The following is a 21242-nucleotide window of genomic DNA, read 5'->3' on the forward strand; positions in this document are numbered from 1 at the left end:
CCGCCGCGAGCGGACCAGGCGTCGGTGTCGGAGGTCGCGGCTACTGTTATCGGGTGGTAGCAGCCCTGTATCGCCGGTACCGGCCCGAGACGTTCGCCGAGATGATCGGCCAGTCGCAGGTGACCGATCCGCTCATGACGGCCCTGCGCACCAACCGCGTCAATCACGCGTACCTCTTCAGCGGCCCGCGCGGCTGCGGCAAGACGACGTCGGCGCGCATCCTCGCCCGCTGCCTCAACTGCGCGGCGGGCCCCACCGACACCCCGTGCGGCGTCTGCGACAGCTGCGTCGAGCTCAGCCGCGACGGTCAGGGCTCGCTCGACGTGGTCGAGATCGACGCAGCGAGCCACAACGGAGTCGACGACGCGCGCGACCTCCGCGAGCGCGCCATCTTCGCCCCGGCCCGCGACCGCTTCAAGATCTTCATCCTCGACGAGGCCCACATGGTCACGCCGCAGGGCTTCAACGCCCTGCTCAAGATCGTCGAGGAGCCGCCGGAGCACGTGAAGTTCATCTTCGCGACGACCGAGCCCGACAAGGTCATCGGCACCATCCGCTCCCGCACCCACCACTACCCGTTCCGGCTCGTGCCCCCCGCGCAGATGCTCGACTACACGCAGGAGCTCTGCGAGCGCGAGGGCGTGAGCGTCGCGGCCGGCGTCCTGCCGCTCGTCGTGCGCGCCGGCGGCGGCTCGGTCCGCGACACGCTGTCGCTGCTCGACCAGCTGATGGCGGGCTCAGAGGCCGAGACGATCGAGTACGAGCGGGCCGTCGCCCTGCTCGGCTACACGCACGGCGCCCTCCTCGACGAGGTCATCGACGCTCTCGCCGAGCACGACTCGGCCGAGGCGTTCGGCGCGGTCGACCGCGTCATCCAGACGGGGCAGGATCCGCGGCGCTTCGTCGAGGACCTCCTCGAGCGCCTGCGCGACCTCATCGTCGTCGCGGCCACCGGAGGCGCCGCCTCCGCCGTCCTGCGCGGCGTCTCGCAGGACGAGCTCGACCGCATGGCCGGGCAGTCGCGCGCCCTCGGGCTCGCCGAGCTCTCGAGGATCGCCGACATCGTCAACGACGCGCTGACCGAGATGACGGGCGCGACCTCGCCGCGCCTGCACCTCGAGCTGATGATCGCGCGGACCCTCGTGCAGTCCGGGGGAGCGGTCGCCGCCCCGGCGCCGATCGCCCCTGCGTCGATCGCCCCCGCGCCGAGCAGGGAGGCGCCGCGGCAGCAGGCGCGCCCCGAGTCGCGACCGGCCGAGACCCGCGCGGCGGAGTCGCCCGTCCCCTCGCGTGCGCCGTCGCCCGCCTCGGTCCCGGAGTCGTTGGCCGCCGCGCCGCGCACCGAGGTCCCCGTCACCTCCGCCGCGGCCGTCGAGCGCGAGCCGGAGGCCGCTGCGGCCGCCGCCGAGCCCGTGACGTCACCGCCCGCTCCGGCCGCGCCCGCTCCGTCCGCCCCGGCCCCGGCCGTCGCGGCCGACGAGGCAGGCGGCGTCACCCTGCAGCGGATGAAGGACAGCTGGCCCGAGATCCTCGAGGTCGTGCAGAAGGCGCGGATGACGGCGTGGCTCGTCGCCTACACCGCTCAGGTCCGCGCCCTCAAGGACGACGTCCTCACGCTCTCCTTCCCGAGCCAGACCGACGTCGACTCGTTCAAGATGCCCGGCACGGCGGGGCAGCCCGGCGTCAGCGAGTACCTCCGCCAGGCGATCCAGCAGGTGCTCGGTCTGCGGGTCAAGTACATCGCTCGCGTCGAGCCCTCCGCCGTCGCCCCCGAGGCCGAGCGCGCCGCGGTCGAGGCTGCGCCCGCCGCTCCTGCGCCGCGGGCGCAGCCGTCCGAGGAGGCGTCGACCGGCTCCGACGGCTGGGCGACCGTCGCGATCCCCGCCGACCCGGTCGCGGCTCCCGATCCCGCGGACGCCGACTCCGTCGCAGCCCCCGAGCCCGCCCGCTCCGCGGCTCCCGCGCCCACCCTGGCCCCCGCCGCCTCCGACGCCCCTCCGTTCGACGAGGAGCCGCCCGAGGAGGACATGCCGCCCGTCGAGCCGCCGATGCCCGACTCCTGGGCGACCGTCGCCCCTCCCGGCGAGCCCGCTGCGGCTCCCGAGCCCGTGCGCGCCCCGGCGCCCGCCCCGGAGCGCCGCGCCCCGGCCGAGCGGCCCGCGACCCGCACCACCCGCGCCTCGACCGCCGACGGCCGGCAGCGCTACGGCGAGGCCGTCGTCCGCGAGATCCTCGGCGCCCAGTTCATCGAGGAGCAGCCGCACGTGCCGCGCGGCCCCCGCGTGACCGGCGCATGACCCGCACCACCGACCCCTCCCGAGAGGAGGCGACCGCATGTACGAAGGCATCGTCCAGGAGCTGATCGACGAGCTCGGCCGGCTCCCCGGCATCGGCCCGAAGTCGGCCCAGCGCATCGCGTTCCACATCCTGCAGACCGAGACGTTCGACGTGACCCGGCTTGCCGAGATCCTCCTCGAGCTGCGCACGCGCGTGCACTTCTGCGACATCTGCGGCAACGTCGCCGAGGAGGCGACCTGCGGCATCTGCCGCGACCCTCGCCGCAGCCGCGCCGTCATCTGCGTCGTCGAGGAGGCCAAGGACGTCCCCGCCATCGAGCGCACCCGCGAGTTCCGCGGCCTCTACCACGTGCTCGGCGGCGCGATCAGCCCGATCGACGGCATCGGACCGGATCAGCTCCGCATCCGCCAGCTCCTCCAGCGGCTCGCCGACGGCGAGGTGCAGGAGGTCATCATCGCCACCGACCCCAACCTCGAGGGCGAGGCGACCGCGACCTACCTCTCCCGCATGCTCGGCACCCTCGGCATCCGCATCACCCGGCTCGCCTCGGGTCTGCCGGTCGGCGGAGACCTCGAGTACGCCGACGAGATCACGCTCGGCCGCGCCTTCGAGGGCCGCCGCCTCGTCGAGAACTGACCGGCGCTCGCGGGGCACGACACATTGCCGCTCCCGCATGCGCCCGCCGGTAGACTCGTCCGTCGGGTCGCGACGGCCCCTGAGCCACTGACCCGGGAGTTGCGCGTGAGCCTGATCGTCCAGAAGTTCGGCGGATCCTCCGTCGCCGACGCGGAGAGCATCAAGCGGGTCGCGAAGCGCATCGTCGCCACCAAGCAGGCCGGCAACGACGTCGTCGTCGCGGTCTCGGCGATGGGCGACACGACCGACGACCTGCTCGAGCTGGCCCACCAGGTCACCCCGATGCCGGCGCCGCGCGAGCTCGACATGCTGCTCTCCTCCGGCGAGCGCATCTCGATGGCGCTGCTGGCGATGGCGATCAAGAGCATGGGCTTCGAGGCCCGCTCCTTCACGGGCAGCCAGGCCGGCATGATCACGGATGCTCAGCACGGCGCTGCGCGCATCGTCGACATCACGCCGGTGCGTCTGCGCGAGGCGCTGGACGAGAACGCCGTCGTCATCGTCGCCGGCTTCCAGGGCTTCAACCGCGACACGAAGGACATCACGACCCTCGGGCGCGGCGGCTCCGACACCACGGCGGTCGCTCTCGCCGCCGGCCTCGGCGCCGACACCTGCGAGATCTACACCGACGTCGACGGCGTCTTCACCGCCGACCCCCGCGTCGTGAAGCGCGCGCGCAAGCTCGAGCGCATCTCGAGCGAGGAGATGCTCGAGCTCGCCGCCGCCGGAGCGAAGGTCCTGCACATCCGCGCCGTCGAGTTCGCCCGGCGTCACGGGGTCACGCTGCACGTGCGCTCCTCCTTCAGCCCCAACGAGGGCACCATCGTCTACAACGCCGCCCCGGACGACGCCGCCGTCGGCACTGCCGTATCGGGCACCGAGAAGAATGGACAGACCGTGGAAGAGCCGATCATCGCCGGAGTCGCGGCCGACCTCAACGAGGCCAAGATCACCGTGGTCGGCGTGCCCGACATCCCCGGCAAGGCCGCGCAGATCTTCACGATCGTCGCCAAGACCGGCTCGAACATCGACATGATCGTGCAGAACGTCTCGGCGGCGGCCACGGGCCGCACCGACATCTCGTTCACCCTGCCCAAGGCCGACGGCCAGACCGTCCTGATGGCGCTCAACGCCGAGAAGGAGGAGGTGGGCTTCGAGTCGCTGCAGTACGACGACCAGATCGCCAAGCTCGCCCTGGTCGGCGCGGGCATGCGCACCAACGCGGGCGTCTCGGCGAAGCTCTTCCGCTCGCTCTTCGAGGCCGGCATCAACATCGAGATGATCTCCACCAGCGAGATCCGCATCTCGGTCGTGACCCGGGCCGACACCGTCGACGAGGCGCTGCGCGTCGTCCACACCGCCTTCGGGCTCGACGGCGAGGACGACGCGGTCGTCTACGCCGGCACCGGTCGCTGAGGGACAGCCTTCCCCGCGATCCTGCCGCGCGGCCCTGCACAGGCGGGCCGCCCGGTACCTTCTCTGTGAGAGCGGCCGCCGCGCCGCACGGACGAAAGAGCACAGCATGAGCAGCACCCCCCTCCACGTCGGCGTCGTCGGTGCGACCGGTCAGGTCGGGAAGGTGATGCGCCGCCTCCTCGAGGAGCGCGACTTCCCCCTCGCATCGATCCGCTTCTTCGCCACCGCCCGCTCGGCGGGCACGACGCTGTCGTTCCGCGGCGAGGACGTCGTCGTCGAGGACGTCGAGACCGCCGACCCGTCGGGCCTGGACATCGCCCTGTTCTCGGCCGGAGCGACGGGATCGCGCGCGCAGGCCCCCCGCTTCGCCGCCGCGGGCGTCACCGTCATCGACAACTCGAGCGCCTGGCGGATGGACCCCGAGGTGCCGCTCGTCGTCAGCGAGGTCAACCCGCACGCGATCGACGAGGCCGTGAAGGGGATCATCGCGAACCCCAACTGCACGACGATGGCCGCGATGCCCATCCTCAAGGTCCTCGACCGCGAGGCCGGCCTCACCCGTCTCATCGTCAGCACCTACCAGGCGGTCTCGGGCAGCGGGCTCGCGGGTGCCAACGAGCTCGCGCAGCAGGTCTCCGCCGCGGTCGCCGACGAGCACCTGCTCGACCTCGTGCACGACGGCTCGGCCGTCGCCTTCCCGGCGCCCGACAAGTACGTCGCGCCGATCGCCTTCGATGTGATCCCCTTCGCCGGGAACCTGGTCGAGGACGGCTCGAACGAGACGGACGAGGAGAAGAAGCTCCGCAACGAGAGCCGCAAGATCCTCGAGCTCCCCGGGCTGCTGGTCTCGGGCACCTGCGTGCGCGTGCCCGTCTTCACCGGGCACTCGCTCTCGATCAACGCCGAGTTCGCCTCCGCCCTCAGCCCCGACCGCGCTCGCGAGCTGCTCGCGGACGCCCCCGGTGTGGTGCTGCGCGAGGTGCCGACGCCGCTCGAGGCCGCAGGCAGCGACCCGAGCTACGTCGGGCGGATCCGCGCCGACGAGGGTGCTCCGGAGGGTCGCGGGCTCGCGCTCTTCATCAGCAACGACAACCTGCGCAAGGGCGCGGCGCTCAACGCGGTGCAGATCGCCGAGCTGATCGCCGCACGCCAGCCGGTCTCCTGAGCCCCGGCGGGTCCGTGCTCGCAGCGCGGACCCGCCGCTCGTGGAAAAGCCGCGAATTTGATGGGCGGGTCGCTCCCCGTCCCGCCTTCGCGGGGCGGCGCGACGGTAAACTCGACTCTCGTGAACTCCTCGGAACCGGTCGACGTCGCCCTCATCGGAGGCGGCATCATGAGTGCCACCCTCGGTGCCCTCCTCACCAAGCTCCAGCCCGACTGGACGATCGCCGCGTACGAGCGCCTCGGCGACGTCGCCCAGGAGTCGTCGAACCCGTGGAACAACGCGGGCACCGGCCACGCCGCGCTCTGCGAGCTGAACTACATGCCGGAGGCGGCTGACGGCTCCGTCGATCCCGCCAAGGCGATCCAGATCAACGAGCAGTTCCAGATCTCGCGCCAGTTCTGGTCGAGCCTCGTCGAGGCGGGCGACATCCGCGAGCCCTCGAGCTTCATCAACCCCGCCCCGCACATGACCTTCGTGCACGGCGAGGCGAACGTCGAGTACCTCCGCAAGCGCTACGAGGCACTGAAGGACCAGCCGCTCTTCGCCGGCATGGAGTTCACCGAGAGCATCAAGACCATCCACGAGTGGGCTCCGCTCCTGATGGAGCAGCGTCCCGCCGGCGGCGGACCCTATGCGGCCACCCGGATCCCCGCCGGGACCGACGTCGACTTCGGCTCGCTGACCCACCAGCTCTTCGACCACGTCGTGGCCCACGGGGGCACTCTCGACACCGGCCACGAGGTCACGAACGTCACCCGCCAGAAGGACGGCACGTGGCGCCTCGACCTCAAGCAGGTCGTCGGAGGCACCCCCAAGCGCGTCACGGCGCGCTTCGTGTTCGTCGGCGCGGGCGGCGGAGCCCTGCACCTGCTGCAGAAGTCGGGCATCCCCGAGATCAAGGGCTTCGGAGGCTTCCCGATCTCGGGCCAGTTCCTCCGCACCGACAACCCCGAGCTCGTCGCGAAGCACCAGGCGAAGGTCTACGGCAAGGCGGCCGTCGGCGCTCCGCCCATGTCCGTGCCGCACCTCGACACGCGCGTGGTCGACGGGCAGGCCTCCCTGCTCTTCGGCCCGTACGCCGGCTTCACGCCCAAGTTCCTCAAGCGCGGGTCGTGGCTCGACCTGCCGCTCTCGATCCGCCCGCACAACATCGGCCCGATGCTGGCGGTCGCCCGCGACAACCTCGACCTGATGAAGTACCTCCTCGGCGAGGTCCTCGCCGGCCGCTCGAAGAAGCTGAAGGCGCTGCGCGAGTTCCTGCCGACCGCGCGCTCCGAGGACTGGTACCTGATCACCGCCGGGCAGCGCGTCCAGGTGATGAAGAAGGACGAGAAGAAGGGCGGAGTGCTGCAGTTCGGCACCGAGGTCATCACCGGCGCCGACGGCTCGATCGCCGGTCTCCTCGGAGCCTCTCCCGGTGCGTCGACGGCCGTGCCGATCATGCTCGACATCGTCAAGCGCTGCTTCCCCGACCGCATGAAGGCGTGGGAGCCGCGCATGCGCTCGCTGGTGCCGAGCTACGGATCGACGCTCAACGACACCCCCGAGGTGGCCGAGCGGACCGTCAGCGCGACCTCGGAGGCTCTGGCGCTGAGCGCCTCCGTCTGACCTCTCGCGCACGGCGGGCGCCCCGGGCGTTCGAACGTATGTTCTAATGGCTCCATGAGGTGGAGCGGACAGTCGGTCGGAGCGCCGGACGACAGCGCCCTCCCCGGGCTGGTCCGGATCTCCGATCTCGTGCGGACGGTCCGGACACCGGAGTTCGACGGCATCACCTTCTACGAGATCCTCGCGAAGTCGGCGCTCAACCGGGTGCACACCTCGTCGAAGATGCCCTTCGGCTGGACCATCAATCCGATGCGGGGCTGCACGCACGCCTGCACCTACTGCTTCGCCCGCCCGACCCACGAGTACCTCGAGTTCGACGGCGGCCGCGACTTCGACTCGCAGATCGTCGTCAAGGTCAACGTCGCCGAGGTGCTCACCCGCGAGCTGGCGCGGCCGAGCTGGGAGCGGCACCCGGTCGCGCTCGGCACCAACACCGACCCCTACCAGCGGGCCGAGGGGCGGTACCGGCTGATGCCCGGCATCATCGCGGCCCTCGCCGCGTCGGGGACGCCGCTGTCGATCCTGACCAAGGGCTCGCTCCTCCGGCGCGACCTGCCGCTGCTGCGCGAGGCGGCCGAGCACGTCCCCGTCGACCTCGGGCTCTCGATCGCCGTCTGGGACGAGGATCTGCAGCACTCCCTCGAGCCCGGCGCGCCCTCGGCCGCCGCGCGGCTCGCCACGGTCACCGCCGCACGGGAGGCGGGGTTCGAGTGCTCGGTGTTCCTCATGCCGATCCTGCCCTTCCTCACCGACACGACAGCGCACCTCGACGAGGCTCTGCGCGCGTGCCGGGCGGCGGGCGCGAGCTCGATCATGTACTCGACCCTCTACCTCAAGCCCGGTGTGAAGGAGTGGTTCCTGCAGTGGCTCGCGCACGAGCACCCCGAGCTCCTCGACCGGTACCGCTCGCTCTACCCGGGGCGCTCCGCCTACGCTCCCGCCGAGTACCGCCGGTGGCTGTCCGCGCGGATCCGCCCGCTGATGCGCGCCCACCGGCTCGAGCAGGGCGAGGAGGACCCGGCGACGGGCTCCGTGCGCTCCTCGGCGCTCGGATCGCTGGGGACGCTCCGGACCCTCGGGGGAGAGCGGCGCTCGCTCCAGCACGACGGGCTCCTCGCCGAGGAGCTCGGAGCCGCCGGCGCGGCGATGCTGCCGGGGGTGGGCCAGCCGACGCTCTTCTGACTCCGGTGCGCCGACTCGACCGCGATTAGGATCGACGCATGGTCACCCGCTCCGGTGAGCCCTCGACGGGCTCCTCCGCCCGGAGCGCCGACGACGACGGGCCCCGCCCCGTGCGGCTCGGGCTCCTCGACGACCACGAGCTGGTCCGCGACAGCATGAGCAGCTGGATCGCGGCGCACGCCGTCGACTTCGAGCTCGTCGTCAGTGCGGGAACGTGGCTCGAGCTCGTGACGAGCACGGTGTTCCCCACGCAGCTCGTGATCATGGACTTCGAGCTGCGCGAGCCGATCTCGATCGAGGCGCGGATCCGCACCTGTCGAGCCGCGGGAGCGACGGTCGTCGTGATCTCCGAGCGCGAGGACGAGGAGACCCGCGAGCGCTCCCTGCGCGCCGGCGCCGCCCGGCACCTGACCCGGTCGCAGCCCATGCGCGAGGTGATGGAGAGCGCGCGGTCGGCGATGCAGATGCGCTCGGACGCCGGGACGACGAGCCAGTGGCGTCCCCTCCCGATCGGCGTCGCCGCACAGCAGCGACCGCGCCTGAGCGCGGGGGAGCTGGAGGCGCTGCGCCTCTACGTCGCGGGCGCGAGCACTCCGGAGGTGGCGGCGCGGATGAACGTGCAGTTCGAGACCGCGAAGACCTACCTGCGCCGCGTTCGCCAGAAGTACGTCAAGATCGGACGTCCGGCCAGTCGCCGGGCCGAGCTGATCCGGCGCGCCGCCGAGGACGGATTCCTCGAGTGAGGCTCCGGATCGGGCTGCGGCCGTCGCGAGAGATCTGAGGAGTCCGATGGCGAAGCTGTACTTCCGGTACGGGGCGATGAACAGCGGCAAGAGCACCTCCCTGCTGCAGGCCGCCTTCAACTACGAGGAGCGCGGGCACCGGGTGCTGCTCGCGAAGCCGGCGGTCGACACGAAGGGCGACGAGCTCATCGTGTCGCGCCTCGGCGTGACCCGTCCGGTGGACATCCTCTTCCACCCGGGCGAGGACCCGGTCGCCGTCTTCACCGCGGCACGGGCCCGCGTGCTCGCGGAATCGGCGCGCGACGTCAGCGCGCTGCTCGTCGACGAGGCGCAGTTCCTGCCCGAGGAGCACGTCGACGATCTGCTGCGGATCGCCATCCTCGAGAACGTCCCGGTGCTCGCCTACGGCATCCGGACCGACTTCAGAACGGCCGCGTTCCCCGGAAGCAGGCGGCTCCTCGAGATCGCGCACAGCCTCGAGGAGCTCAAGACCATCTGCCGGTGCGGGCGCAAGGCGATCTTCAACGGGCGCGTCGTCGACGGCCGTTTCGTCTTCGACGGTGACCAGGTGGCGATCGACGGAGCCGAGGTGACGTACGAGGCGCTCTGCGGATCCTGCTATCTGCAGGAGAGCCGCGGTCGCCTGAGAGGCTGACAGCTGAGGATCCGTCGAGTGCGCGACACCCACCCGAAACGAGGATGTGGGTAGCCTTGCGGGCGTGACATCACGGGAAACGGAAGCACCCCTCTCGCAGCAGCAGGAGGGCTCCGACCATCTCGAGCAGTCGGGTGAGCGCGCGAGGGCCGCTCGTCAGCACGTGAACGCAGGGGGATCGATGACGGCGCAGGGGATCACGCCGAGGCGCCGACCGTCATGGGAGCAGGACTACCGGAGACGGCTCCTCCTCTCGGACGTCATCGCGATCGTCGTCTCCGTCTTCGGGACGCAGCTCGTCTGGTTCGACCTCGACCTCAACTCCGACGTAGGCTTCAACAACCCCGTCGACATCGCCATCAGCTACACCTGGGTCTCCGTCGTCCTGTCGGTCGCCTGGCTGCTCGCACTGCAGGTCTTCGACACCCGCGATCGCCGCATCGTCGGCACCGGCTACGTGGAGTACCGCCGCATCGTCGACGCCTCCATCTGGCTCTTCGGCATCGTCGCGATCATCGCCTACCTGCTGCAGATCCTGCTGGCCCGCGGCTACATCGTCACCGCGTTCCCCTTCGGCATCGTCCTCATCTGCGCGGGCCGGCTGGGCTGGCGCTCGTGGCTCACCCGTCAGCGCCGGCAGGGCCGCTACGCCAGCCAGGTCGTCCTGCTCGGCTCCCGCGCGAGCGTGCTGCACACCGCTCGGGAGCTCCGCCGCGGGACCGAGGCCGGCTACAAGCTGGTGGGCGCCGTCTCGACGTCGCCGGGGGGTGCGGAGGCGCTCCGCTCGGAGGACGAGCTGTCCGGTCTCGCGCTGCACGGCTTCACGGGGATCGACGGCGTCCGCGCCGTGATGGATGCGACCGGCGCCGACACCGTGGTCGTCACGAGTTCCGACGAGCTCGCACCGCAGCGCATCCGCGAGCTGAGCTGGACCCTCGAGCCCGGTCGCGAGCACCTCGTGGTGGCGCCGAGCCTCACCGACATCGGCGGTCCGCGCATCCACACCCGGCCGGTCGCCGGCCTCCCGCTGATCCACGTGGAGACCCCGCGGTTCGACGGTCGTCAGCGCTTCGCGAAGCGCCTCTTCGACATCGCCGCGTCGACGCTGCTCATCATCCTCAGCGCCCCCGTGCTGGTCGTCGTCGCGGTCCTCGTCAAGGCGACGAGCCCGGGGCCGATCCTGTTCCGTCAGGAGCGCATCGGGCTGAACGGCGCGACGTTCGAGATGCTCAAGTTCCGCTCGATGGTCGTCGACGCCGAGGCGCGGCTCGCGGCCCTCGCGGCCCAGCAGCGCGACGAGGGCAACTCCGTCCTGTTCAAGATGGCGAAGGACCCCCGCGTCACGAAGGTCGGCACGGTCCTCCGCCGCTTCAGCCTCGACGAGCTGCCCCAGTTCCTCAACGTCTTCCGCGGCGACATGTCGCTGATCGGCCCGCGCCCTCCGCTGGGTCGCGAGGTCGAGCAGTACGAGGAGCACGTGCACCGGCGCTTCCTGATGAAGCCGGGAATCACGGGCCTCTGGCAGGTCAGCGGACGCTCGAACCTCTCCTGGGAGGACACCGTCCGCCTCGACCTGTACTACGTCGAGAACTGGTCGATGACGGGCGACCTCATCATCCTCTTCAAGACCGCGCGCGCCGTCCTCGCGCGGGACGGAGCGTATTGATCGGCACCACCACGGCCCTCCCGGTGCGGAGCATGTCGGTCACCGTCCTCGAGGTCCCCTTCCGGGTCGACTTCGGCTCCGGGCTCGACGACGCCGACGTCCGGCGGATCACCGCGAGCTGGTCGTCCTGCGCGAGCGCACCGGACGACGAGGCGCGCCTCGTGCACGCGGACGTCGTCGTCGACGGGTCGCACCGGCCGTCCTCAGGAGTCCGAGTGCTCACCCGCTCGGTCGAGCAGCTGGAGGAGTCCCTCACCTCGACGCTCACCGTCGAGGCGATCGGGGTCCGACGGCACGACCTGCTGATGCTCCACGCGTGCGGGATGGCGGCCGAGGACGGCCGGGTGCTCGCCTTCGTCGCCGCCTCCGGCACGGGGAAGACGACCATCGCCCGCGCCCTCGGCACGCGCTTCGGCTACGTGACGGACGAGACGGTCGGCGTGACGCCGTCGGGGCGCGTTCTGCCCTATCCCAAGCCGCTCTCGGTGAAGCCGCTCTCGGGTTCGGCGCCCAAGTCGCAGCTCGGACCGGCGTCGATCGGTCTCCGGCCGATCCCCGACGCGCCCCTGGTGCTCGCCGGCGTGGTGCTGCTCGACCGGCGCGAGCACGTCGAGACGCCGCGCCTCGAGCCCGTCGACCCGGTCGAGGCCGTCGACCTGCTCGTCCCGCAGACCTCCTACCTCTCGGCGCGACCGCGCCCCGTCACCGATCTGGTCGAGACGCTGCGCGCGCTCGGGGGAGTGTCCCGGCTCGTCTACTCGGAGGCGACCAGCGCGGTCGACCTGATCGAGACCGTCTTCTCGCACGGCCCCGCCCCCGCTCCCACCGCCTGGGACGAGATCCACGCGCTCGAGCTCTCCGATCCGCAGCAGGGCGGGACCCTCGTCCGCGCTCCGGTCGACGACGCGGTCCTCCTGGGCGACGGCGAGCTCATCGTGTTCTGCGACAACCGCCTCGTGCGCCTCGAGGGCATCGGACCGACCCTGTGGCATCTCGCGGGCCGGGCGCTCGGTCCCAACGACCTCGTCGAGGCCGTGCTCGCCGAGGTGGGTCCCGCTCCGGAGGGCGTGGATCCGAGGGCCGCGGTCACCGCCGCGATCGCCGAGCTGACCTCACTCGGCGTGATCGCGAGGACGCCTACCTCAACACCCACCCCCGATGGGGTGCACGCATGACGTGCCGGGAAACAGCGCCGATACACGCCTGTGCAATGATTCCAGAGCTATCCGCCCCCGAAGGCCGTACACCGCTCCGAACCAGTGAAGGAACTTGACACTGTGGAACTTAGAGACGTCCTCCGACTTCTCCGCGATCACTGGCTGGCGATCGTCGCGGCGATCCTCCTGGGCACTCTCCTCGCCTTCGGCTGGTCCCTGACGCAGAAGCCGCGCTACGTCGCCGACTCGCAGGGCATCGTCTCGGTGGACGTGGGCTCGGGTGACCCGAGCCAGGCCGTGTACCTCCGGCAGATCTCGGCGACGGTGGCCAACTCCAGTCTCAAGACCTACCTCCCTCTCGCGACCTCCCGCGACACCGCCGAGATCGCGATCGAGAACCTCGGCCTCGACATCAGCCCCTCGGCGCTCATCTCGGCGATCACGGTCGAGTCCGAGACGGACGCCCCGGTGATGAACATCACCGCCAGCGCCTCCACCGCGGAGGGCGCGCAGAAGCTCGCCGACGCCTGGGTGGCGGCGGTCGCGACGCGCATCCAGCAGGTCAACGCCGAGACGGGGGCCGGCGACACCGTCAGCCTCGCCGTCGTGCAGGCCGCCGCCCTCCCGGCGTCGCCGGCCTACCCCAACCTCCGCCTGGTGCTGGCGATCGGCGCCCTCGCGGGCCTCGTGCTCGGCCTGGTCTACGCCTTCGTGCGCAACACCCTCGACCGCCGCATCCGCACCGCCGAGATGGTCGAGCGGCTGTTCGACCTCCCCGTGGTCGGCACCCTCCCGGTCGACAAGCGACTGAACGAGACCAACCGCATCGTCCCCGAGGCGGACACCACCGACTACGTGAAGTCCGACGGCAAGCACGCGCTGGCCGAGGCGCTGCGCGAGCTGCGGACGAACCTGCAGTTCATGAACGTCGACAGCCCGCCGCGCATCATCGTCGTGACGAGCCCGCTGCCCTCCGACGGCAAGTCGACCGTCACGGCGAACCTCGCGGTCACGCTCGCCGCCTCGGGCCAGCGCACGGTCGTCGTCGACGGCGACCTCCGCAAGCCCACCGTCGCCAAGTCGTTCGGACTCGTCCCCGGCGTCGGCCTCACCGACCTGCTGATCGGCAAGGCCGAGCTCCAGGACGTCCTGCAGCCCTGGGGTCCCTCGGGCAACCTCTGGATCCTCGGCGCGGGATCCATCCCGCCGAACCCGAGCGAGCTGCTGGGCTCCAACGGGATGGACATCCTCCTGCACGAGATCGCCCGCGAGGCGATCGTGATCGTCGATGCTCCTCCGCTCCTCCCCGTCACCGACGGCGCCATCCTCACGGCCCGCACCGACGGCGCGCTCGTCGTGATCTCGGCGGGCAAGACCACGACCGACGAGCTCGGCAAGGCGATCCAGAACCTCGAGCGCGTCAGCGGTCACACGCTGGGCGTCATCCTCAACCGGGTGCCCCCTCGCGGTCAGGTCGGACGCGGCTACGGCTACTACTACACGAGTTACTACGGCTCCGAGCGCTCCGGCGCCCGGCCCGAGCCGGTGCCCGAGCCCGCTCCGAGCACCGTCTGAGCGGCGGGCGATGACCTTCCCCGGAGACGACGGCACCCGCCGGGCGCGGCGCGGCTGGCGTCCCTCGGAGCCGGTGGCCGTCTCCGACGCCCCCGTCTTCACCGTCCTCTCGGTGTGCACCGGCAACATCTGCCGCTCGCCGCTGTCCGAGCAGCTGCTGCGCACGGCGCTCGGCGACGACCTCTCGCCCCGCGGCGGAGCGCTCTTCGCCTTCCGCAGCGCGGGAGTCCAGACCCGCGACGGCTACCCGATGGACCCGAACTCGGCTCGGATGTCCACCCAGTACGGGGGTGATCCGACAGGGCACGCCAGCGCGCGGCTCACCGAGTCGCTCGTGCTCGAGGCCGACGTCATGCTCACGATGACGCGCGACCACCTGGTCGACGCCGCGAGGCGCTTCCCGTCGGTCCTCCTGCGCGGGTTCACGCTCCTGGAGTTCGCCCGCGTGCTGCCGTTCGTCGCCGCAGAGCTGCCGATCCCGGCCCTCGAGGATCCGGCCGCACGACTGCGCGCCATCGTGCGTCTCGCCGCCGCCAACCGGGGTCGTGCACCGGCGGGCGAGGGCGGCGACGACATCGACGACCCCATCGGCCGGAGCGAGGCCACGCACGCGCGGGTCGCCGCGGAGATCGCCGCCGCCGTCTCCAGCGTGGCGCGTGATCTGAGAGCATTGGCGCGGTGACGATGCCGAGCACGGCTCGCCGTGACCGGTCCATCGACAGCCTCCCCCCTTCCCGTCGCCGCCGCGACACCTCCCCGCCCACCATTCGGAGAATCCCCTTGAAGCTTGGAGAAGCACTGTGAAGCTTTCTGTCATCGGCTGCGGCTACCTCGGCGCTGTCCACGCGGCCGCGATGGCCGAGCTCGGTCACGACGTGATCGGCATCGACGTCGACCAGGCGAAGATCGACGCGCTCGCCGCCGGCACCGCTCCCTTCTTCGAGCCCGGTCTGCCCGAGCTGCTGTCCGCCGGCGTCGCCTCGGGCCGTCTGCGCTTCTCGACGAACACGGCCGATGCGGCTGACGCCACCGTGCACTTCGTCGCCGTCGGCACGCCCCAGAAGAAGGGCGAGAACGCCGCCGACATGACCTACGTCGACGCCGCGATCGACGGGCTCCTGCCGTTCCTCACCGCCGACTCCCTCGTGGTCGGCAAGTCGACGGTCCCGGTCGGCACCGCGTCCCGTCTCGCCGAGAAGGTCGAGGCGACCGGCGCGACGCTGGCGTGGAACCCCGAGTTCCTGCGCGAGGGCTTCGCCGTCCAGGACACCATCAGCCCCGACCGCCTCGTCTACGGCGTGCCCGCCGGTGATGCCGGGGCGGCCGCCAAGGCCACGCTCGACGAGGTCTACGCGACCGCTCTCGCCGCCGACACCCCGCTGGTCGTCACCGACTACGCGACCGCCGAGCTGGTCAAGGTCTCGGCCAACGCGTTCCTCGCGACCAAGATCTCGTTCATCAACGCGATCGCCGAGATCGCCGAGGTCACCGGGGCGGACGTCACGCAGCTCGCCGACGCGATCGGCTTCGACGCCCGTATCGGCCGCCGCTTCCTCAACGCCGGCATCGGCTTCGGCGGAGGCTGCCTCCCGAAGGACATCCGCGCCTTCGCGGCGCGCGCCGACGAGCTCGGCGTGGGCGAGTCGATCGCCTTCCTCAAGGAGGTCGACGCGATCAACCTCCGCCGCCGCCAGCGCGTCGTCGACCTCGTCGCCGAGGGCCTCGGGGGAGACGTGTCCGGCAAGAAGATCGCCGTCCTCGGCCTCGCCTTCAAGCCGGAGTCGGACGACATCCGCGACTCGCCGTCGCTCGACGTCGCCGCTCGCCTGCACGACCTCGGTGCGACCGTCGTCGCCACCGACCCCGAGGCGATCGAGAACGCCAAGCGCAAGTACCCGGAGATCTCCTACACGACCGACGTCGACGAGGCCCTCGCGGGCGCCGACGCCGTGGTCGTCGTGACGGAGTGGAAGCAGTTCCGGGCACTCGACCCGGCGACCGTCGGTGCCGCCGTCGCGCAGCGCTTCATCGTCGACGGCCGCAACTGCCTCGACCCGGCCGCCTGGCGCGCCGCGGGCTGGGAGTACCGCGGCCTCGGCCGCTGACCCCGATCGACTGAGGGCCGCCCGGGGCGGTCACCGATCACCGACGACGCCGGAGGAGCTGCGGAGCGGGATGTGCGCGAAAGCGAGATCCGACTCCGCCGCCCTCCGGCGTTCGCGTGCCGTCAGCCACCAGCGCAGGATCGCGCCGAGGGCGGCTCCGATCACGGCGCCGAGAGTGTTGGTCAGCACGTCCTGCGCGCTCGCGTAGCGGGCCGACAGCAGGAGCAGCTGCCCCGTCTCGATCGCGATGCTCGTCAGAGCGCCCAGTACGACCACCGCGGGCACCCAGCGGGCGCGCAGCAGCAGTGCGCCGAGCAGGCCGAACGGCACGAAGAGCAGGACGTTGGCGCTCGACTCGACGACTCCGTAGTCGATCCAGCCGAGGCCGTGGCGGCCCAGCCACCCGATCGCGCGCGCCAGGATCCCGGCCGCCGGAGCGTCGACGGGCGTCGGCCAGAACGCGATCGCCGCGAGCAGGCCGAGGTAGAGCACGCCGACGACGACGGTCAGGCGGGTGAGGGACCGGGGCACGGTGGCTCCTCTCGGCGGTCGTGGCGGCAGGCGGTCGTCGGCGACGCGACGTCCAGTCTGACGCCTCGAGCGGCGTGAGCACCGGGCGTTCGGAGAATCGGCGCGCAGCGTCCGCGCGGCGCCGGACGGCGGCCGGAGACGACGGCTCTCGACGTCGGAACGCGGCCGGATCGATGATCGAGTGGAGTTCCTCGGTGCCCTTAACGACGGAACCCGGCCGGATCGATGATCCAGCCGGGTTCCTCACCGGTCGGGGTAGCGGGATTCGAACCCACGACCTCCTCGTCCCGAACGAGGCGCGCTACCAAGCTGCGCCACACCCCGGTGGACTCGAGCGGCAGGACCGCTCACGAGCCTCGACAATGATAGCCGATTTCTGCGGGGCCGCCGCACACGCGGCCCCGAGCGGTCAGCCCACCGGCTCCAGGGTCAGGAGGGTCGCCTCGGGGCGGCAGGCGAAGCGCATCGGCGCGTAGATCGAGGTGCCGAGCCCGGCCGAGACGTTGAGGCGGGCGCTCCGGCGGCCGTTGTGCCACGTGCTGAAGCCCGCGACCTTGTCGCGCGGGATGTCGCAGTTGGTCACGAGGGCGCCGAAGCCGGGAACGCAGAGCTGACCGCCGTGGGTGTGACCGGCGAGGATCAGGTCCGCTCCGCGCGCCACGAAGTCGTCGAGGATGCGCTGGTACGGGGCGTGGGCGACGCCGATGCTGATCTCGGCCGCCTCGTCCTCCGAGGCCCGGAGCTCGTCGACGGCGCCCGCGACGACGTCGATCCTGTCGAGTCCGATGTGCGGGTCGTCGACGCCGAAGAACTCGACCCGGGTGCCGCGGATCGTGAGGCTCTCGGCCCGGTTGTTCAGATCCGTCCAGCCGAGGGAGTCGGCGAAGAAGCCGGTCAACGCCTCCGTGTCGAGATCGGCCTGGTTCGGCTTAGGGTTCCGCGAGGGGCCGCGGAAGTAGCGCAGAGGGTTCTTCACGCGCGGGCCGAAGTAGTCGTTCGATCCGTTCACGAAGACGCCGGGGATGCCGGCGAACGGCTCCAGGGCCCGGCGGATCCCGAGGATCCCGTCGCGGTGACCGAGGTTGTCGCCGGTGTCCACGATCAGGTCGGGTGCGAGGGCGACGAGGGACCGGATCCACTCCTGCTTCTTCGACTGCCACGGCGCCATGTGCAGGTCCGAGAGGTGCAGGATCCGCAGCGGAGGGGCTCCCGCGGGCAGCACGGGTGCCGAGACGCGGCGGACGGTGAAGAGCGTCCGCTCGACGCCGATGCCCCAGACGGCTGCGGCGGTGCCGGCAGCGGCGACGGTCGCGAGTGCGGTGGTCAGGGGGCGTCGGCTCATGTGTCCTTCTCTCGACGGGTCGGGGCTTCATTCTGCCGGACGGCGCCGAACGGACGGCGCCGCTCAGCCTCCGGGCGGAGGGGTGGACGGACCGGAGCTGATCTGCAGCGTGATCGCGGAGCCCCGCGACACTCTCGATCCGGCGGGCGGGTTCGTCTGCGCCACCGAGCCGGCGGGGCGATCGGAGGGGACCCGGTTCGGGTCGACCGTCACCGTGAAGCCGAGGCTCTCGAGCCGGGCCCGCGCGGCGGCGGGACCCTGCCCGGTCACCTCCGGCACCGCCTCCTGGGGTGCCTCGACCAGCGAGCGCTCGGGCGCGGGGAAGGCGGTGCCGCCGTACTTCGCGTCGGCGACCCGCATGATCCGCGGCCAGATCTGGTGGCGCACCTGGCCGGCGTTGACGCCGTTGAGGCGGAAGCCGCGCATGGAGGTGAAGCCGGTCACGTTGCCGACCCAGGTCGCGGTCGCCACCTCGGTGCTCGCGCCGACCATCCAGGTGTGCAGGGCGTCGTCGGTGGTTCCGGTCTTGCCGATGTGCGGCACGCCGGTCTTCGGGTTCGACGGCGTGCCGGTGCCGCCCGTCATCACCTGCTGCAGGGCGAAGCCGGCGGTCGCCGCGACCTGCTCCGACATGCCCTGCGTGCACGCGGAGGCGGGGGGAGCGACGTCCGCGCCGGACCGGTCCACGATGCGGTCGATCGCGATCGGGGTGCAGACCGTGCCCTTGTTGGCGAAGCCGGCGAAGGCGGTCGCCATGGTCAGCGGGGCGATCTCGTTGGTGCCGAGGATCGTCGGAGCGTACTTCTGCAGCTCGGTGCCGTCGGCGCGGTGGACCCCCATCGCGAGCGCGGTGTTGCGGATCCCGCACAGGTCGAGCTGCTGCGCCATCGCCGCGAAGGAGGTGTTGATCGAGCCGGTCGTCGCCTGGAGGGCCGTCGTGACGCCGCCGTTGCCGCCCTCGTCGTTGCCCGGGTTCCACGACTCGCCGTAGTAGACGCCGTCCGGCTCGCAGCTGTCGCGGAACGTCGTGTAGGCGCGGCGGGTGCCGTCGACGCTCTCGCCGAGCGAGCGCCCCTCCTGGAGCCACTCGGCGAGGGTGAACACCTTGTAGGTCGATCCGACCTGGAAGCCGGAGGAGCCGCCGTAGCCGAAGTCGGTGCTGTAGTTGACGCTCGTGTAGTTGGCGCCCGACACGTCGGGATCGTTCGAGTAGTCCTTGTTCTGCGTCATCGCGAGGATGCGGCCGGTGCCCACCTCGACCGAGACGCTCGCGCTGCCGATGTTGACGGTCGACATCGCCTTCGGCACCCAGGCATCGGTCGCCGCGACGGCGGCCGCCTGGAGCTCGGTGTCGAGCGAGGTGTAGATCTGGTAGCCGCCGCGCTTGAAGGTGGCGTCGCGCTCGTCCTGGCTCGCGCCGAACGCGTCGTCGTTCTTGATGACCCAGGTGACGTAGTCGCAGAAGAACGCCGAGATGCCGGCCGTCTGGCAGCCGGTGCTCGGCTCGGTGATCACGGGGGAGACGGGAGTGGCCGCGGCCTCGGCGATCTGCTCGGGAGTCGCCTTCGACTCGAGCCCCATGCGGCCGAGGATGTAGTTGCGCCGGTCGAGCGTCACGGGGTAGCCCGCAGCGGCGGGGTTCGCCTCGTCCGCGGGACGGTCGAAGCGGAACTTCTCGGGGTTGTTGACGATGGCGACCAGCGCGGCCGACTGGGCGAGCGAGAGATCGCGGGCGCTGATGCCGAAGTAGTACTTCGCGGCCGCCTCGATGCCGTACACCGTGCCTCCGAAGAGGGCGATGTTGAGGTAGCCGAGCAGGATGTCGTTCTTCGGGTACTCCTTCTCGAGCCCGATGGCGAGCCGCATCTCGGCGACCTTGCGCTCCGGGGTCGTCTCGGTGGCCTCGCGGTACGCGGCGTCGCGCTCGATGGGATCCGACAGGGCCTCGGCCTTCTGCACGAGCACGTTCTTGACGTACTGCTGCGTGATGGACGACCCGCCCTGCACGCTCCCGCCCATGGCCGTCGTCGCTGCGGCGCGCACCGTGCCGAGCAGGTCGATGCCGCCGTGCTCGTAGAAGCGCGGGTCCTCGGAGGCGACCACCGCGCCCTTCACGAACGGCGAGATGTCGTCCCAGCCCACCTCCACGCGGTTCTGCGCGTAGAAGGAGGCGAGCAGCACGTCGGCGCCGCTCGCGTCCTTCGCGTAGACGTTGCTCTTCTCGGCGAGCGTGCCGATCTCGAGGTACTCGGGGAGGTTGTCGAACATCTCGACGGTGTTGTTCGCCGCCATGCCGCCGAGGGCGATGGCCGGAGTGATCGACGCCGAGACGAGCACCCCTGCGATCACGCTCATCGCGACGATCCCGATGAGTCCGCCGACGGCGCCCCCGACCGACTTGACGACCCTGGTCCCGCGCGCCCCCGACATAGAATCAGCGTAGTCGGCGCACTCGGACGCCTCGCCGCGGCCCGTCCGCCTCTCGGCCCCGATCCGCGCCCCTGCCCTTGAGTACCCTGCCCCTGAGGAGAGCCATGTCCGTCCCCCGCTGGGAGTACGTCACCACACCGCTGATGATCCACAACACCACGGCGATCCTGAACACCTGGGGATCGGAGGGCTGGGAGCTCGTGCAGGTCGTGACCGGCCCCGAGGGCGGGCTCGTGGCCTACCTCAAGCGCCCGATCGCGGAGGCCGGCGCATGATCGCGGAGCGCCTCGCCGAGCTCGGCATCGAGCTCCCCGCCGTCGCCGCTCCGGCCGGCGCCTACGTCCCCGCGGTCGTGAACGGCGCGCTCGTCTTCACGGCGGGCCAGATCCCGTTCGTCGACGGTGCGCTCCCCGCCACGGGCAAGGTCGGCGACGGTGTCTCTCCCGAGGTCGCGAAGGACCTCGCGCGCGTGTGCGCGCTGAACGCGCTCGCGGCAGTGGCCGACGTGATCGGCTCGCTCGACCGCGTGACGCAGATCGTGAAGCTGACCGGCTTCGTCGCCTCCGCGCCCGGCTTCAACGGCCAGCCCGGCGTGATCAACGGCGCGTCGGAGGTGCTCGGCGAGATCTTCGGCGACGCGGGCAAGCACGCGCGCTCGGCCGTCGGCGTCGCCGAGCTGCCGCTCGACGCTCCCGTCGAGGTCGAGCTGATCGTCGCCTTCGCCTGAGCCGCC

Annotated in this window: 18 protein-coding genes and 1 tRNA gene; 15 read left to right on the forward strand and 4 right to left on the reverse strand. The window is 71.4% G+C overall.

The features are described 5' to 3' along the window. The first annotated feature begins 53 nt into the window (after window positions 1-53). The 13 genes from GSU68_RS04985 (at window position 54) to GSU68_RS05045 (ending at window position 16206) form a co-directional block, all read left to right on the forward strand. Window positions 54-2297: a DNA polymerase III subunit gamma and tau gene (locus GSU68_RS04985; protein WP_159906014.1), complete on the forward strand. Its 2244-nt coding sequence runs from the start codon at window positions 54-56 to the stop codon at window positions 2295-2297. Window positions 2298-2334: 37 nt separating this feature from the next. Then, complete coding sequence (recR, locus tag GSU68_RS04990; RefSeq protein WP_159906016.1) at window positions 2335-2934, forward strand: recombination mediator RecR; 600 nt, start codon at window positions 2335-2337, stop codon at window positions 2932-2934. Window positions 2935-3039: 105 nt separating this feature from the next. Continuing rightward, window positions 3040-4350 (forward strand): aspartate kinase, encoded by a 1311-nt coding sequence (locus tag GSU68_RS04995; protein WP_159906018.1) that lies wholly within the window; start codon window positions 3040-3042, stop codon window positions 4348-4350. Window positions 4351-4456: 106 nt separating this feature from the next. After that, a complete protein-coding gene (locus GSU68_RS05000; protein WP_159906020.1) occupies window positions 4457-5515 on the forward strand; it encodes an aspartate-semialdehyde dehydrogenase in 1059 nt (352 codons plus the stop codon). Between the two features lie 60 nt (window positions 5516-5575). Continuing rightward, window positions 5576-7123: a malate:quinone oxidoreductase gene (locus GSU68_RS05005; RefSeq protein WP_159906022.1), complete on the forward strand. Its 1548-nt coding sequence runs from the start codon at window positions 5576-5578 to the stop codon at window positions 7121-7123. Between the two features lie 54 nt (window positions 7124-7177). After that, the gene (locus GSU68_RS05010) at window positions 7178-8305 is read left to right on the forward strand and encodes an Rv2578c family radical SAM protein (RefSeq protein ID WP_159906024.1); all 1128 of its coding nucleotides are present in this window, start codon (window positions 7178-7180) and stop codon (window positions 8303-8305) included. Window positions 8306-8343: 38 nt separating this feature from the next. Continuing rightward, complete coding sequence (locus tag GSU68_RS05015; protein WP_159906026.1) at window positions 8344-9048, forward strand: DNA-binding response regulator; 705 nt, start codon at window positions 8344-8346, stop codon at window positions 9046-9048. Window positions 9049-9094: 46 nt separating this feature from the next. Then, a complete protein-coding gene (locus tag GSU68_RS05020) occupies window positions 9095-9703 on the forward strand; it encodes a thymidine kinase (RefSeq protein ID WP_159906028.1) in 609 nt (202 codons plus the stop codon). Window positions 9704-9767: 64 nt separating this feature from the next. Continuing rightward, window positions 9768-11369, forward strand: a complete 1602-nt coding sequence (locus tag GSU68_RS05025; protein WP_244259393.1) for a sugar transferase — start codon at window positions 9768-9770, stop codon at window positions 11367-11369. Further along, entirely contained in the window at window positions 11366-12544 is a 1179-nt protein-coding gene (locus GSU68_RS05030; protein ID WP_159906030.1) for a hypothetical protein, read from the forward strand. The genes GSU68_RS05025 and GSU68_RS05030 overlap by 4 nt, the downstream gene beginning before the upstream one ends. Window positions 12545-12646: 102 nt before the next feature. Next, on the forward strand, window positions 12647-14101 hold the full coding sequence (locus GSU68_RS05035; protein WP_159906032.1) for a polysaccharide biosynthesis tyrosine autokinase: 1455 nt from the start codon (window positions 12647-12649) through the stop codon (window positions 14099-14101). 10 nt (window positions 14102-14111) lie between these two features. Next, window positions 14112-14783, forward strand: coding sequence for a hypothetical protein (locus GSU68_RS05040; protein ID WP_159906034.1), 672 nt, complete (start codon window positions 14112-14114; stop codon window positions 14781-14783). Between the two features lie 118 nt (window positions 14784-14901). Next, window positions 14902-16206, forward strand: a complete 1305-nt coding sequence (locus GSU68_RS05045) for a UDP-glucose/GDP-mannose dehydrogenase family protein (RefSeq protein WP_159906045.1) — start codon at window positions 14902-14904, stop codon at window positions 16204-16206. A gap of 30 nt (window positions 16207-16236) precedes the next feature. Here the strand turns inward: GSU68_RS05045 and GSU68_RS05050 are convergent, their stop codons facing one another. The 4 genes from GSU68_RS05050 to GSU68_RS05065 all read right to left on the reverse strand — a co-directional run bounded on the left by GSU68_RS05050 (window position 16237) and on the right by GSU68_RS05065 (window position 20509). Then, entirely contained in the window at window positions 16237-16737 is a 501-nt protein-coding gene (locus GSU68_RS05050) for a VanZ family protein (protein WP_159906047.1), read from the reverse strand. A 250-nt stretch (window positions 16738-16987) separates the two neighbouring features. Next, window positions 16988-17061, reverse strand: a tRNA-Pro gene (locus GSU68_RS05055). Window positions 17062-17146: 85 nt separating this feature from the next. Beyond that, on the reverse strand, window positions 17147-18079 hold the full coding sequence (locus tag GSU68_RS05060) for a metallophosphoesterase (protein WP_159906049.1): 933 nt from the start codon (window positions 18077-18079) through the stop codon (window positions 17147-17149). Between the two features lie 63 nt (window positions 18080-18142). Then, entirely contained in the window at window positions 18143-20509 is a 2367-nt protein-coding gene (locus GSU68_RS05065) for a transglycosylase domain-containing protein (RefSeq protein ID WP_159906051.1), read from the reverse strand. A gap of 104 nt (window positions 20510-20613) precedes the next feature. Between GSU68_RS05065 and GSU68_RS19610 the strand changes: the two genes are divergently transcribed. Next, on the forward strand, window positions 20614-20784 hold the full coding sequence (locus tag GSU68_RS19610) for a hypothetical protein (protein WP_167305276.1): 171 nt from the start codon (window positions 20614-20616) through the stop codon (window positions 20782-20784). Continuing rightward, window positions 20781-21236 (forward strand): RidA family protein, encoded by a 456-nt coding sequence (locus GSU68_RS05070; RefSeq protein WP_159906053.1) that lies wholly within the window; start codon window positions 20781-20783, stop codon window positions 21234-21236. Before GSU68_RS19610 ends, GSU68_RS05070 begins: the two co-directional genes overlap by 4 nt. Window positions 21237-21242 lie beyond the last annotated feature (6 nt).

Origin of the sequence: Rathayibacter sp. VKM Ac-2759 (genome assembly GCF_009834225.1) — a bacterium.
In the GTDB taxonomy this organism is placed as follows: domain Bacteria; phylum Actinomycetota; class Actinomycetes; order Actinomycetales; family Microbacteriaceae; genus Rathayibacter.

What these genes read in the sequence shown, in the direction of transcription:
- GSU68_RS05010 (WP_159906024.1), top strand. Translation starts at nt 7,178, where the DNA reads ATGAGGTGGAGCGGACAGTCGGTCGGAGCGCCGGACGACAGCGCCCTC.
- GSU68_RS05060 (WP_159906049.1), bottom strand. Translation starts at nt 18,079, where the DNA reads ATGAGCCGACGCCCCCTGACCACCGCACTCGCGACCGTCGCCGCTGCC.
- GSU68_RS05065 (WP_159906051.1), bottom strand. Translation starts at nt 20,509, where the DNA reads ATGTCGGGGGCGCGCGGGACCAGGGTCGTCAAGTCGGTCGGGGGCGCC.
- GSU68_RS05015 (WP_159906026.1), top strand. Translation starts at nt 8,344, where the DNA reads ATGGTCACCCGCTCCGGTGAGCCCTCGACGGGCTCCTCCGCCCGGAGC.
- GSU68_RS05000 (WP_159906020.1), top strand. Translation starts at nt 4,457, where the DNA reads ATGAGCAGCACCCCCCTCCACGTCGGCGTCGTCGGTGCGACCGGTCAG.
- GSU68_RS05005 (WP_159906022.1), top strand. Translation starts at nt 5,576, where the DNA reads ATGGGCGGGTCGCTCCCCGTCCCGCCTTCGCGGGGCGGCGCGACGGTA.
- GSU68_RS05070 (WP_159906053.1), top strand. Translation starts at nt 20,781, where the DNA reads ATGATCGCGGAGCGCCTCGCCGAGCTCGGCATCGAGCTCCCCGCCGTC.
- recR (WP_159906016.1), top strand. Translation starts at nt 2,335, where the DNA reads ATGTACGAAGGCATCGTCCAGGAGCTGATCGACGAGCTCGGCCGGCTC.
- GSU68_RS05040 (WP_159906034.1), top strand. Translation starts at nt 14,112, where the DNA reads ATGACCTTCCCCGGAGACGACGGCACCCGCCGGGCGCGGCGCGGCTGG.
- GSU68_RS19610 (WP_167305276.1), top strand. Translation starts at nt 20,614, where the DNA reads ATGTCCGTCCCCCGCTGGGAGTACGTCACCACACCGCTGATGATCCAC.
- GSU68_RS05020 (WP_159906028.1), top strand. Translation starts at nt 9,095, where the DNA reads ATGGCGAAGCTGTACTTCCGGTACGGGGCGATGAACAGCGGCAAGAGC.